Raw genomic sequence first — 13,825 nt, 5'->3', positions numbered from 1 at the left:
AACAGTCCTTAACTTAAAAGCGCAACCCAAAAATTTTTGATTACTTGCCAATCATAATGGGCAACTTTGGCGCGCGCATTTTTTTGGATAGTAAGAACTAAATGGGGATCATTAAGCAACTGACGAATGGCATTGACCATCCCTAGAGTATCCGAATCTTCAACTAACAAACCCTGTTTTCGATTTTCAATTAAAAAGGGAATACCGCCTACATTGGTAGAAACTACGGGCAACCCTAATGCCATAGCTTCAATTACACTTACAGGCGTGTTATCAAAATGGGTTGTATTGATAAAAACATCAAAATCTGCGGCGCGCGCAATCCATTCTTCTTTTGATAACTTACCGGTAAATGTAACATCAAGTCCTAAATCTTGGCTGTACTTTATATACTTCTCAATAGAATTTTCTTTATCTGGACCAATCATGCATAATTCGGCGTTTGGAAAATCTTTCTTTAAAAGCGCATATACATCAATAGCCATTTTGGGATTATAAATTTTTGAAAAAGAACGCACCCACAACAACCGAGGACCGCTTACACTTCGCAGTTGAAATGGATACTTTTCTAAATCGATTGAATTGGGAATTAACAATAAATTTTCGGGATAATAGGGTAAAAATGATTCATACAAATAATCCGACGGAGCCGTAATAATACGAGCATTTTTGAACAATTGATTGCAGCGTTTTGTACTTTTCTTAAGGCGTCGAGGGAGATCTCCACCGTGTAATTTTGAAATATAAGGCACCTTTGTCCAACGGCATAATTGAGAAACGATATAGGCGAACCAAAAATTTTGAGTACTGTAGGTATCGATCATTACATAGTCTACTTTTTTGCTATAATAAAGCGTTGCAAAAATCATGTGAAGTAACCGAAAAACTTTGTTCTTTATTGATGAGGCATAATAAACGGTATAACCCTCTTGCTCTAAAAAAGCGCCCAAGGTTTCTACCGAAGTAGCCGTATTACCGTGCTTAGAAAGTTTATTTCCTACGTATAACAACCTCTTCTTCATCGGTAAATCGAATTTTTAGTAGTGCCAATGCATAGACAAACGAAGGAGCAGCCGTTCGCATTGCTGCATGGTTTATGGTTAAAAACCAAAACGCTATAAAACAAAAAAGATACAAATGTTGCTTGTTATCTAAATACAATATAATTGGAGTAAACAATAAAATTAGTAATGCCAAAATCCCTAGCATTCCATGTTCGGCCAACATGCGGGTTAATTCATCGTGAGAAGCAACCAAATAGCCCATTTGTTCCGTTCGTATTTCTGTCCCTTTTCCAGCTCCTACTCCAAAAAAAGGATTTTCTAAAAACATTTCAACCTCACCCGCTGCCAACGCTTCACGACCGGTAAATTTACTTTCCTTTTCACGACCTAATGCATCCTTGTTGGCATATCGTTTACCAATCAATCCGCTGGTTTCCGTCTCGGCATATACCCAAATTAATGAAAAAGCGACCAACAAAACGGCTACCAATTGAATTAACTGTGTGCGAACAATTTTATTGGAGCGCATATACGCCACCATCATAAACAACGCAATCATCAAAGCTCCCGTTACCATTCCACCTCGTGAAAATGTAATTAAACCCCGATAACTAATCGTAATGGCCAATAGAATATTTAAGAAAAAAAACAATTTGTTTTTTGAAGCCACAAATACGCGCGTAAAGAAAATAAACATCCCTAATCCAAGCGCTGTTGAAACCTGATTTGGACCGAACCCTCCAGAAGTTTCACTATTGGAAACAGTAGTTGTCAAAATTTCCTTTAAATCGGGTGTATAGAGAATTAAATATATAGAACACGAAATAATAGGTAATCCCATAAGGAGTAAAATATTATTAAGTTCAAATATGGTAAGGCGCCTATAATAACAATACAAGGAAGCAATTCCCAATGTTAGCGGGCCAGAAATATTAAACAAAATCGTTTTACGAACGTTGGCAACAGCATAACCCAATGATTGCGTGGCAATTACAATTCCTGGAATTAGTAAGATCAAAAATATCCAATACGGGACAGCATTTTTTGAAAATCCACTATAAATCATACCCATTATCATAAATATAATCACCGAATACTTAGAAAATTCGTGGTTAGGATTTCCATCGGTCATTCGCAAAAAAACCTCACTCCCTACCACATAAGCAGCTGCATAAAGCACTTCATTATTTCTATTACGGGTTTTTATAATAAAGTAAAGACTAACCAAAAAAATTAAAATCCCATAGGCTTTTGAAAGCAAGGGTACCATATAAATAACCACTCCCAGAAGCACATGGAAAAGGATGAGAAAAAGATAATTTTTTACTTTGTTTTCCATCAAATTGATTTAATCCAATTTAAAAACTGATTCACTATGGCTTGTTCTGAATGTTTGGTTTCTATTGTTTTTTGTAATTGGTTCCCAAATTGTTTGCGAAGTTCGGGATTATCCACCAATTCGACCAACCGTTGATAAAAAGTAGTCGCATCATAATTAGGCACTAAAAACCCATTTTCACCCGATTGAATAATTAACGGAATTTCACCAATTGCTGTACTCACCAAAGGTAACTGCATTAATCCATATTCCAACAAGGCCACCGGCAAACCTTCTGATTGCGAAGTGAGAACAGCAATTGTAGCTTGTTTTAAAATAGGTGCAACATGTTGTTGGGAACCATATAAAAAAACCGAGTGCTCTAATTGTTTATCCTTTATTGCTGCTTTCACTTGATCTGAATAGGCATCTTCAAAATCTTTCCCAATCAAATGAAACGTCCAATCGGCATGGGAAATTTGCATTTTTTCGGCCACTTCCAAAAGTAGAAAATGATTTTTTTGAAACCGTAAATTAGCCAAGCAAACAATACGCTTACCCGAAGTACCTTTTAATTCTAGCGCACCCAAATCTGAAAAATCAAGCGTTGTGAAGTTGGGTAAATACCGAACATTTTTGCAACTCAATGTGCGCTCAGCCCAATCTTTCAATTTAAAATTCACTACAACAATACCCCTAAAAAAATGAGAACACAACCAAATTACACGTGTTTTTTGAGAACCGATAAATTCACTCATTCCATTATGGTCGTGCCAAATTATTTGAATTGAAGGCAGGGTCAACTTTAATAAAAAAGCGGTAAAAAACGAACTGCTGTGCGCTTGCAAATAATTGATTTTATGTTTTTTACAAAAGGAACGCAAACGCATAATTGCTCGCAAATCCAATTTGGAAGAACGCTGCATATAAAAATAGGAAACATTCGGATGCAAATGCGCTTTTAACGGACCTTCCTTACGCGTTGTCACAAGCGCTGAAAACGATAACGTATCATACAATGCGTTAGCATAATTGACTGCCATTTTTTCGGCACCACCTATATCCAATGAATCAATAATTTGGGCTACACGCATCATACTTGCATTAATTTTTTTATGGCATCTTCAAATGCCGTGGTGGTATATCTCCGTGACCATTCAATGCCATGTGTGCGAATTTGTTGATAATGTGATGAATTATTCCAGATTGCCACAATTTTCTCAGCATCGCGATTGAGATCCATGGAAAGTATAATTCCCCGGTTTTCGTGATCCAACATATTTGAAACGCAAGATACAGCTGTCGCCGCAGGTATGCAACCCCAGAACATTGCCTCGGCTACAACTTTGGGCCAACCTTCACTTTGAGAGGGTAGCAGTAAAAAATGGGATTGTTCATATACCGCCTTTAGCGAAGCTGCATCAACATTACCCTGTAAATAAACCTGCTGGTCTAAGTCGTTTTGTATAATATAATCGGCTAATTCTCCTCGTAAAATTCCTTCACCGTAGATATTCAATTTTGCATTATACCCCAAGGCAGAAATGAATTCCAAAATTTTTACAGCATATAGAGGATTTTTTCCCTGCACTAAACTTCCTACAAAAATCAGTTGCATCGGGTTTGAAAGGGTTTTGTTATGCGCAGGCCATGGTTCGCTTTCAGGATAACTGGCGGTAAAAAATGATTTAATATTCTTGCTTTGATTGGGCCAATCACCATAGACCAATACCTGCATACGCTTGGTTAAAAAAGAATTAGCCAAGAGTGCCTTTTGCCATTTATACGTAAGCGGTTGTTTGGCATTCGGATCCCAATTTCCAGCATATTTAGCGGTTTTAACTTTTTTTGGAAAAAATAATTGAGCCAAGGCACCCAACAACCCCATATTACCCGGACAACGCAAATGCAAATGATCTGCTTTTCGATAAGCTTGAAGAATTTTAATAAAAATAAACGGGATGACAATTAGTGCTTTCCAACTATTTCTGAATGAGGTAAATGAAAAATGAGGAACCGAAATAAAAGTGATGTTGGGGTGATCATAGGCTAATTGTATTGCATCTAATTTTTGTTCGTTCAAGGGAGCAACCACAATAACACTATCGGTATATTTCAGCCATATATTCATCTCTTTGATATACGGCCCATATCCATAATACCGACCATCTTTAGCTGTGTGGTTTACATGAGAAACGATACAAAAAGTCATGATTTTGGCATTTTAGGTTGGTTATAAACTAAACTCCACCAGCCCGCTATACGACCTAAAGTTTCCCAAAATGCGCTTTTCTTATCGGTTGCTGTAATTATATTTATCCCGCGTATTGCTGTTAATAAAAAAGCAATTGTATTCCATTTCAATCGGGCCTTGAAAGTAGGATGCGGATATTTTGTTCGCCAAACAAACCAACCATTTCGAATAACCATTTTACCATACTTGAAAAAATTTGGACGTCCCGAAGTATCATGATAATGGTACAACCGCGCATTGGTATTTAAATATAACGGACCTAAATTAGACAGTCGCAGCGTATACTCGGCATCTTCATAAAGACCATATCCCTCAAAAAAAGTAGAAAATTTATGGGTATCTAAAACCGATTTGCGAAAAGAAGATACACCACCCATAAATTGCTCAACGGCATAAATCTTGCCCGAAGGCGGTAAAAAAGCAACACTTCGGCCATGGGACTCGGGGGGCATAAAACAGGGCGAATTTGTAGTCATGAGTCCTAGTTTCTTCCGAATGACAAATCGACTACTATCATTGCGCTTCCAACCATCAAAATAATATTCATTCTCTTTAGGGACGTATCCGGGACTAACTTTTGTCCACGGCCCCACATTGACAATAAAACCACCTACACCCAAAGCATCGGGAAAAACCGAATAGGTTGCAACCAATTGCTCAAAATAATCGGGTTCTACCACCGTATCATCATCAAGAAAACAAACAATCGTTGCTTCAGCACTAACCTTTTGAATACCATAATTCCGCTGTTTGGTTAATCCTCGATTGGATGCATCGACACGGTAATACTGTAAATTTTTATAGTGCTTAGATTCTAAAGCCGCTTCAGTTGCCGTATTTAAAGAACCATCAACGATAATTATTTCATCCGGATACCAGGTTTGCTTTACTACAGAATCGAGTAAAGTAACTAGCGGCACCGGGCGCATATAGGTGCATATAATTAACGTAAAATTTGGTCGTGCTATTGCCATACGGCGTTTGACTTAGTAATTCAAAATTTGTTCCAAACCATTTCGATTTACTCGGGTTTAGTTGCTATAAAAATTAAGTTATTGTATCCTGTTTTTCGATTGTAGGGCTGTCCTTTTTGGTGATAAAATTCTTCCAATGATAGAATAACCACCTCTTTAAATCCCGAGACTAAAAGATCCTTTTTTAAATCTGCAACTGCATAATAATATCCTGGAACTTGAAACCCATTAAATCCGGTCATACGATTACCAACCTTTACCCCTAAAAATGGACGAAATAACGAACGTAAACGAAAATATACTGTTTTCATTGGGCTTCCAATTTGATGATGAACCACTCCTATAAACTGACCTCCAGGCACCAAAAGTTCATGAGCATTTCGCATAATTTGTAGACGCGATTCGTGCTGAGGAACATAGGTGAGCATACTGTTTAAAAGGGTTACTAACTGAAACGATTCTCGAGGTTGATTAAGAACAACTGCATCAGCAACAACGGTTTCGGTAATAGCAGCAATCCCCCATTTTTCTAAATTCTCCTGACATTTTAGAATCATATTTTCTGAAATATCCGAAGCCAAAATATACTGAGGATTAAAAAAAGTTGCCGCTGGATGAATCTCACGACCGGTTCCACAACCAAATATCTTTATATTTTGTATAGTAGAAGGAGTGCGTTTTTTGGCTTCGTCAAAGAGATACAACTCAAAATCAGAAGCTTGTTGCAAGACTTCCTGAGTTGCAATAATGGTGCTTTTCTCCCAAAAAGATTTATTATCGATTTTCATTTAGTTTCGTTTACGCATCAACATGGTTACATGCATACAAGAAAACAAACGCGAAGTTGAAGTAGCCGACAACTCCCAGTCATTTCGGTGCCAACGTTTGCCAATTTCCAAGCGTTTCTCCTCAGACATAGGTAAAAATCCAAGTAGAAAAAACCATTTTGATTTCCCTAATAATCCACGACGCTCCTCTATTTGAAATGCTTTATCGTATTTGTAAAATGTTTTACGCGTAAATGGCCATTCCCATGCAGCATCCGATTGAAAGGGACGGTAGAGCATTCGGATCAATTTTATGGGCAAACTGGTTTCCAACGGGTCATAACTGATAACCACACCTTCGGGCGCTAGTTTTTCTTGAAGTTTGGCAATCAAAACATCAACATTTGGGAAATGGTGCAACACACCGTAGGCGTAGATAATATCAAAATCTTTTTCTTCAAATTCATCCGAAAGAAAATCAACTGCCAAAGCTTGAGCAGTAGGAATTTCAACCAAACGTTGATTTAATTTTTCGATAGCAACATCACTCAAATCAACGCCAATATATTGTTTTGCATTACGCGCTAAATGCATGGATAAGCTATTTCCTGCATAACAACCTAAATCAAGTACTTTCTTTTGCGACAAATCACCAAACCATTGTTTATGCAATGCATAGGATTCATCTAATATCCCAATATTTTTACGGATTTTTTTTAAGGTTTTTTCTCGAATTGAAGACCAAATTCGGGTGGCAAAATTTTTCTTCTTATGATTATAGAATTCCTTTTGCTTGACGTTGGTTTCCAGAATTTGTTCTTTGGTTTTCATTCCGACTTAATTAGGTTATCAAATAACAAATATAACCCAATTCAACAATACTTAAAAAGGAATTATTTTTTCTTTTTTAACAAATAAAGGAACTGTGCTACCAATCGCTTATGCTTTTTTATACTTTTTTCAAAAAGACGATACAAAGCAAAAACTGGTCGGTTTAAAACCCAATAGCGCGGCGATTCAAAGGCAATTAATCGGCTGCCAAATCCTTCTTTAAATCGAATAACCCCTGCACTACCGCCAACGGAAATATCATAATGCAAATGCCCTTTTTGATGGGCCTCCCGAATTACCCAATCGTGCATAAAATGGGACACTCCTTTATCTTGGTGTTCTTTAAACACACCTCCATTGATATAAATATACCGACCGCCGCATTCCATAACATAGAGCGCACCAACTAAAGTTTTTCCCAAAAAGCATACCCCAATACGAGCCAATCCTTTTGCTAAATAAGTAGTCAAAGTATCGCCAATGGCGTCAAAACTACGAATGGGATAGCCCTTATCTTTTGCATTTTGCTCAAAACATGCATAGGCTGCAGCCAACAATTGCTGCTCCTCATGGGAAATCCATCGAAATTGTAATCCGAATTTTTCACCTTTCACTACATTGCGCAAATGGTTTTTTGAATAACCTTTACGAATACCCGCAAAAGTAGGTTCTTCTAATGCTATCGGACGCATTCCATACAACGGAATAATAAATTTAAATCGGGTCCCTTCTTTACCTTGATAAAAAAAACTAGAAGGTGGTAATGAGTGCAACGAAAAGATATCTTGCGCATTATGTTCCTTGCATAAAGGCAAACTGATTTGAAAATAACAACATCCAGTTTCTTTTGCTTTTTGATGCAATTTTTGAATGCACGGGTCAATTTCCATTTCGTAACCTGGCAGTAAAACGGGACCGCATGGGACGACCATAAATTTAAAAAAAGAAAATTGAGCAACTACATATCCGGCACCACCCACCAATATATCACCATCTTTCAAAAAAACAAAACCCGTTCGAAATCCATACGATGCATACGATTGAACCCAATCGGAATATTGATTGTACAACCCTCGGGGATGGGATTGCAAAAAGGTATCCCAAGCGGCTAAATCAGCAGACGAATTTGAAAATTGGTAGACTATCATGAGATTACGCGCACGGGCATATCAAAGCCGTTAGTTACAAAAATAGTGCCCTGCGTATCGCTATCCAATGTAACCGCAGAAAACTTTTCCCAGGCCGCTGCCAACTCACTTATCGTAGGGTTCCATAGTTTTTGCGCCTGAATCAGTATTGCTAAATGGTTGAAATTTTGAGCTGGAATTGGCGCAACAGTGGTTTCATTTTCCAAAAAACGACCGTCATGATGCTTCATGGCTACAGAAAAATAGGTGTGGGCTATGAGTATACCCGCATCATCCTGGAGTTTAGCTAAGTTATCTTTACTTAAGCCTTGGGCAAAATCCACAAGTTCAAGAGATTGGAAAACCGTATACGTATGATTACCTAATTGATGCTTAAAAAAAACGGGGGCAAATCGAGCTAACGGATACGGTTGGTTAACCCGTTGTTTACCTCCAAAATAAAATTGAAGTAGTTTGAAAATAATCGGAGTAAAACAGAAAATAAACCGAACCAAGTGTTGTGGCTTTTTACTTTGCTTAAATTGACGCAATGCAGCCAATGCGTCAATATAAAAGCGGATTCGGCGTTTGGAATTATCGGCATAAAAAACTACATTTTTAAGTCTATTTTCCCAGCGCTTTTTAAATGACAACGGTCGAATAGATTGTTGAAATGCAGCAAAGGTAAACTGCTGACAATCCAGCTGATTTATAACCCCATTAGAAACTCTACCGCTATCATTATAATTCCAAAAAAGAGATATCGAATTGTGCTCCATCACGTTTTGAAATTCGGATGTTGCATATAATGAATTTCGATACATCGACCAATTGTAGGGCTGAAACCCATGATCAATCCAAACCGAAATAGTAGGCAATGGAGCCTTAAAATTGAGAAAGTCATTTTTGCTTTCCGAGTCGTTTTTTATGGATTGCGACAACGAATGATAAGCCAACTCATGCCCATCATTAGCCCAATTCAACAATTCATCTGATTGGTATTGCCACGAAGCATTATCTTTTCGTTTGGAAAAATGATGAAGAAAAAAACCTTTGGTAACCTTAATCCCTTTGGATTTGAAAAACTCACGTTGCATTTTCAAATTTTCAGCCGTATCATAGTCGCAATGATCCGTAAAACAAACGACTCCCACAAATGGTAATGGGGTACGACTCAATTCTAATGCTCCCGTTTTGGAAAACAACAAAGCGGGCAAACTAGCTAAAGGAACCGACTTTGCTCCCTCTCGGGATTTAAAATTTTTTGAATCGGTATATACCGTTAATGCCTCGGCATCTTCGGGATGAAAATGCCAATACAATTTATTTGGCGTAGCATTGAACCACTCCCAAACTCCTTGGTTTGTTGAACTTTGTACAAATGTTCCGTCTTCGAGTTGGAGGATTTTATTGGCAAATTCTGGTATACTTCCCTCTTTTTTACTAGAAATCCATTGGTAATTGTGATTTCGAAAACGCATCAATGGTTGGTCAAATGTAAGCACCAAAGTAAAACGATGCGGAATCGTAGCTGAAGTTAGCACACATTTATGAGCGCCAATACAATTTATGGTAACCGGCAATTGCTCTAATTGGTGTTGAATGTATGCTGAACTAATCATTTATTGCGTCCGTTTTCCTAATGCATTTAATTTTTTTGCGTAAAAAACTGATTTCTTGAATTGTAAAATACGGTAGGGCAACTTAAGTAATTTCAATGGAATTTCCCATTTACTCCCCTTTTTAAACAAATACATGGAAAAATATTTATACTTGTATTCCGTAAATTGTTCCGAATTAAATTGCTTTAGGATTTGGTACATGATGGTCGGACTTGGCACAGGTCGAATCCATTTCACAGGAACATCCAATTCCCAGGGTTGTTTTTTGCGTTTTTTTCCCATGATTTTGGCTTGTTTTCCCCAAAATCGGTAACCTCCTTGAGGTGGTTTTAAGTGCAAATTGGTTGAAAAAGGATTGAATAAAACCGGAACACCAATTTTAGTTAATGAAATCCCGAAGTCACTATCTTCACCATAGCCTCCATCATAATTGATGTCATTGCCTTCTAGTTGCATCACATATTCACGACGCACACACGAATTGGCATTACTAAAATTACTTGATAAACCAACCATCCATCGGTTGCCCTCGTAGTTGTTCAATTTTTGAACAAGATCTGTTAAATTTTGTTGTTGATGATCCGCACGAATGTCCAAACCATTGGCCGCACCGGCTTGATAGGTTTGTAATAGTCGAATATGATTTTCAATAAAATCAGAAGGAATCCGAATATCATCATCGCCAAAAACGATAAATTCACCGGTACACAAAGCAATAGCTTCGTTACGTGCGCGACAACTTCCTTGGGTTGTTTGCCATTTAAAAACTACTTCAAAAGGGTAAGCGCTGGGGTTATACAATGATTCATCACGCGATTCGGATGGAGTGGCATCAACGACCACCACTTGCGATGGCAGGTAGGATTGCTTTTTCAAATCATCCAATAATGTAAGTGTATAATCCTGACGTAACATGGTTGGGATAATATAACTTACGGTAGGTTTCCCTTGAATAGGTTTGAGATCACGCGGTGGAATTGAAGGCAAATTTTTACGCAATTTGAATTTAGATTGGGCTTTCAACAATGCAGTCCATTCCAACGGATTCCACCAACCTTTTCGGTACGCCATAAATACCGCATGATCAATTTTGAAATTTTTGATGTAAAAATCATACCGTTCCTGGCGCGAAATTAATAGGGCATCCTTAGCCGTTTCAGTATACAAACCTTTCACATACATAGGGATAGCTCCTTGATTACGAAGGGCATTAAACCCAAAATCCAAGGCAGCCAATTGTAAATTGGAATAATCGGAATCAAAGCCTCCTAATGCCTCCCAAACAGATTTACGAATAGCAAAACAATTGGGATTAATACGCCAACTGACACACGCATCGAGTCCATCAAAATCATTGATATACCAAAAAAATACAACGGTTTGATAAACTATGTCCTGGAATGCATTTTTATATCCCTGTTCAAAAGAAGAATGCCAAATATCGCCATACCCTTCGGCCAAATGGTTTAATCTTTCTAAGTTAGGTGTACCCCTGTAGAGTATCACTTCACCCGAAGGAGTGCAATGTTCTTTAAATTTAATCTCGGATGATTTATTTTCTTTCATTTCTAAAGGAATAGTAGCAAAGATAATTTTTGAGCGCTATAAAACCAATAGAAAATTATAGGCTATTGGGTTATGAAACGATTTTTATATATTTCAACAGTTATTATTACAGTAACTCTTGATACGTTGCAACCCATTGAGCGGCCACTTTTTCAATACGAAACCTCTTTTCAATCGTAGTTCGGGCTTCAAGAGCCATCGTTTTTGCTAATGCGGGATTTTCCAAAAGTTGAACCACCATGTCGGCATATTCTTGATGATGGGTAGGATGCACCAAAAAACCGTCAATACCATGTGTAATAATCTCTGAGGCCCAACCGATATTTGAGGCCACTAAAGGCTTTTGAACGGCCATAGCTTCCAACCACGAAACGGGTAAGGCTTCGGCAAAAGTAGGAAAAACACAAACCGTTGCTTTAGCAATCCATTGACGCATTTCATCATAAGGAACAGCGCCTACATATTGTACTTTACGCAAGGCACTTGCTGTAAACAGAGGCTGCATCATTTTCCAAACCGATCGATTGCCTGTTAGAACATCTGCAGCATCTTTACCTACCAATACTAACTGAGCCTCTGGATGTTTTTCATGGATTTTATTAAAAATTAAAGGTAATTCTAATAATCCCTTTTTACGTATTAAGGTCCCAAAATACAAAATCGTATGCGGATCTGAGGTAGTAGAAGGAGTAAAATTTTCTAAATTGATTCCATTAGGAACAACCCGATATTGACGTGAACGACCAAATACTTGATTGGACTTATTTCCTGTATAATCACTCACCGCAATAATTCCAGTCGCTTTTTTATACGCTAACTTTTCATAAAGCTGATTGCGCCATTTTAGTTTTCTATTTTCGAGAGCACAAAAATAGGTATCGCTCCCGTGCAGACGCATAACTATTGGGCACTGGGTATTTACATATGCGGTTACACCCTGCCAATCGGGGACTTCTAAGACTTCTATTTGCTTTTCGTAATACAACGTATTGAGAAGACGTTGCAATTTTTTTTGAGTCAAATACATAGACAATCCTTTGACTTCCTTGTTTTTTACCACATAAAACAAAATCCCCTCATCTTCAAAAATCAAATCCTGAGGTTGACCGTAAACAATAATTGTAATTTGATGGCCTAGGGCTTGAAGACCGCGCACCAAACTGTAAATTGCCGTTCCAATTCCACCTGAATTTCCAATTTTTGGATGGGGATATTCTATTGTAAGGAAGCCTATTTTCATTGCGTTAATTGGAAATAATGATGAACCATTTGCGCCAATGTCAATGCATCAACTTTAGTGTTGTAAGTTACCGAATTATCTAAAACTTTCTGATTGGCAATTAGGTTTTGTAAAAGGGTAGCCAATTGATCTACATTTCCAACGTCATACAAAAATCCGTTGATTGGTTCTTCAACCAATCCGAGTACATTTCCCTGATTTTTTGTTGTAATAACCGGTAGGCGGCATAATAAGGCCTCTACAACCGAATAACAAAAGGTTTCACCATGAGAAGGATGAATTAAATAATCATATTGTGCATATAAAGCATACAAATGGGACACACTTCCCTTAAACGTTATATAGTTTTCTAATTGATAGTCTAGCACCATTTGCTTCAATGAATCACCATAGTAACCCTCGCCATAAATTTCAATTGAAAATGGAACTTGGGGTAAACGATGAACTACAATACGAATGGCTTCAATTAGGTCTTGAATCCCCTTATCCTTTCGCAAATGACAAGCGACAATAAATGATCCACGAAAATGCGTGTCTGTACGTTTGACCAATTGTGCTGTAGGTAATCCATTAAAAATTACATGGGTTCGGGATTGTATTTGATTTCCTAATTCTTTGATTAGTTGTTGACGTGAATATTCCGAAACACCAATAAACTGATCAATAGCGCCTGAATAAAGCCAACCTTTTAATCGTTTTTCAATTCTTTTTTTTAGCGAATACCCTCCCACTGGTCGCGGATTGTGATCGACCGCAATTACTTTAGCATCATACGTCGACTTGAAACGTTTAAAAAACGAAGTGCTAATCTCAATGAAATGGGTAAATACGTGAGTGTAATTATTTTGAGCGAAATGATTTAAAAAATACATTTCTACATTACCCTCTTGACTAGAAAACAAATCCAAATTTGCATACCCCTGATGTCTTGAGATTGTAGGAAAAAACCAATCGATCTGATAGCCCGCCGTCTTACATTGGGCATCAAACAACCAAAAAAAATGGTCCATACCTCCAACACGCTCTGGTAGTAATCGGTAGTTACAAAGTACCGCTATTTTTTTCATTTACTAAAAGGTAATAATTGGCTTAATTACTTGAATGCAGCATTTATTAAAAAAT

The 13,825-nt window shown here is 37.6% G+C and carries 12 protein-coding genes; all 12 read right to left on the bottom strand.

Annotated elements, in window-relative coordinates; genetic code table 11:
* Positions 1–8: 8 nt before the first annotated feature.
* The 12 genes from Q0039_RS09170 to Q0039_RS09115 all read right to left on the bottom strand — a co-directional run bounded on the left by Q0039_RS09170 (position 9) and on the right by Q0039_RS09115 (position 13,770).
* The gene (locus Q0039_RS09170; RefSeq protein ID WP_297511912.1) at positions 9–1,022 is read right to left on the bottom strand and encodes a glycosyltransferase family 4 protein; all 1,014 of its coding nucleotides are present in this window, start codon (positions 1,020–1,022) and stop codon (positions 9–11) included.
* Positions 991–2,343, bottom strand: coding sequence for an O-antigen ligase family protein (locus Q0039_RS09165; protein WP_297511911.1), 1,353 nt, complete (start codon positions 2,341–2,343; stop codon positions 991–993). The genes Q0039_RS09170 and Q0039_RS09165 overlap by 32 nt, the downstream gene beginning before the upstream one ends.
* A complete protein-coding gene (locus tag Q0039_RS09160) occupies positions 2,343–3,419 on the bottom strand; it encodes a glycosyltransferase (RefSeq protein WP_297511909.1) in 1,077 nt (358 codons plus the stop codon). The genes Q0039_RS09165 and Q0039_RS09160 overlap by 1 nt, the downstream gene beginning before the upstream one ends.
* Entirely contained in the window at positions 3,416–4,534 is a 1,119-nt protein-coding gene (locus Q0039_RS09155) for a glycosyltransferase family 4 protein (protein WP_297511907.1), read from the bottom strand. Before Q0039_RS09155 ends, Q0039_RS09160 begins: the two co-directional genes overlap by 4 nt.
* On the bottom strand, positions 4,531–5,550 hold the full coding sequence (locus Q0039_RS09150; RefSeq protein ID WP_297511905.1) for a glycosyltransferase family 2 protein: 1,020 nt from the start codon (positions 5,548–5,550) through the stop codon (positions 4,531–4,533). Before Q0039_RS09150 ends, Q0039_RS09155 begins: the two co-directional genes overlap by 4 nt.
* A gap of 47 nt (positions 5,551–5,597) precedes the next feature.
* Positions 5,598–6,338, bottom strand: coding sequence for a class I SAM-dependent methyltransferase (locus Q0039_RS09145; RefSeq protein ID WP_297511903.1), 741 nt, complete (start codon positions 6,336–6,338; stop codon positions 5,598–5,600).
* Positions 6,339–7,148 (bottom strand): class I SAM-dependent methyltransferase, encoded by an 810-nt coding sequence (locus Q0039_RS09140; protein WP_297511900.1) that lies wholly within the window; start codon positions 7,146–7,148, stop codon positions 6,339–6,341.
* A 62-nt stretch (positions 7,149–7,210) separates the two neighbouring features.
* A complete protein-coding gene (locus Q0039_RS09135) occupies positions 7,211–8,296 on the bottom strand; it encodes a GNAT family N-acetyltransferase (protein ID WP_297511898.1) in 1,086 nt (361 codons plus the stop codon).
* Complete coding sequence (locus tag Q0039_RS09130; RefSeq protein WP_297511896.1) at positions 8,293–9,897, bottom strand: hypothetical protein; 1,605 nt, start codon at positions 9,895–9,897, stop codon at positions 8,293–8,295. Before Q0039_RS09130 ends, Q0039_RS09135 begins: the two co-directional genes overlap by 4 nt.
* Positions 9,898–11,463, bottom strand: coding sequence for a glycosyltransferase family 2 protein (locus Q0039_RS09125; RefSeq protein ID WP_297511894.1), 1,566 nt, complete (start codon positions 11,461–11,463; stop codon positions 9,898–9,900).
* A 106-nt stretch (positions 11,464–11,569) separates the two neighbouring features.
* Positions 11,570–12,703: a glycosyltransferase family 4 protein gene (locus Q0039_RS09120; protein ID WP_297511891.1), complete on the bottom strand. Its 1,134-nt coding sequence runs from the start codon at positions 12,701–12,703 to the stop codon at positions 11,570–11,572.
* Entirely contained in the window at positions 12,700–13,770 is a 1,071-nt protein-coding gene (locus Q0039_RS09115; RefSeq protein WP_297511889.1) for a glycosyltransferase family 4 protein, read from the bottom strand. The genes Q0039_RS09120 and Q0039_RS09115 overlap by 4 nt, the downstream gene beginning before the upstream one ends.
* Positions 13,771–13,825 lie beyond the last annotated feature (55 nt).

It is taken from the genome of Flavobacterium sp., assembly GCF_027484945.1.
In the GTDB taxonomy this organism is placed as follows: domain Bacteria; phylum Bacteroidota; class Bacteroidia; order Flavobacteriales; family Flavobacteriaceae; genus Flavobacterium.
Note: the sequence above shows the minus strand (reverse complement) of the source record. Positions and strands in the feature narration are given on the sequence as shown.

Coding starts and splice junctions, on each gene's coding strand:
- Q0039_RS09150 (WP_297511905.1), bottom strand. CDS start 5,550: ATGGCAATAGCACGACCAAATTTTACGTTAATTATATGCACCTATATG.
- Q0039_RS09130 (WP_297511896.1), bottom strand. CDS start 9,897: ATGATTAGTTCAGCATACATTCAACACCAATTAGAGCAATTGCCGGTT.
- Q0039_RS09125 (WP_297511894.1), bottom strand. CDS start 11,463: ATGAAAGAAAATAAATCATCCGAGATTAAATTTAAAGAACATTGCACT.
- Q0039_RS09170 (WP_297511912.1), bottom strand. CDS start 1,022: ATGAAGAAGAGGTTGTTATACGTAGGAAATAAACTTTCTAAGCACGGT.
- Q0039_RS09115 (WP_297511889.1), bottom strand. CDS start 13,770: ATGAAAAAAATAGCGGTACTTTGTAACTACCGATTACTACCAGAGCGT.
- Q0039_RS09120 (WP_297511891.1), bottom strand. CDS start 12,703: ATGAAAATAGGCTTCCTTACAATAGAATATCCCCATCCAAAAATTGGA.
- Q0039_RS09165 (WP_297511911.1), bottom strand. CDS start 2,343: ATGGAAAACAAAGTAAAAAATTATCTTTTTCTCATCCTTTTCCATGTG.
- Q0039_RS09135 (WP_297511898.1), bottom strand. CDS start 8,296: ATGATAGTCTACCAATTTTCAAATTCGTCTGCTGATTTAGCCGCTTGG.
- Q0039_RS09160 (WP_297511909.1), bottom strand. CDS start 3,419: ATGATGCGTGTAGCCCAAATTATTGATTCATTGGATATAGGTGGTGCC.
- Q0039_RS09140 (WP_297511900.1), bottom strand. CDS start 7,148: ATGAAAACCAAAGAACAAATTCTGGAAACCAACGTCAAGCAAAAGGAA.
- Q0039_RS09145 (WP_297511903.1), bottom strand. CDS start 6,338: ATGAAAATCGATAATAAATCTTTTTGGGAGAAAAGCACCATTATTGCA.
- Q0039_RS09155 (WP_297511907.1), bottom strand. CDS start 4,534: ATGACTTTTTGTATCGTTTCTCATGTAAACCACACAGCTAAAGATGGT.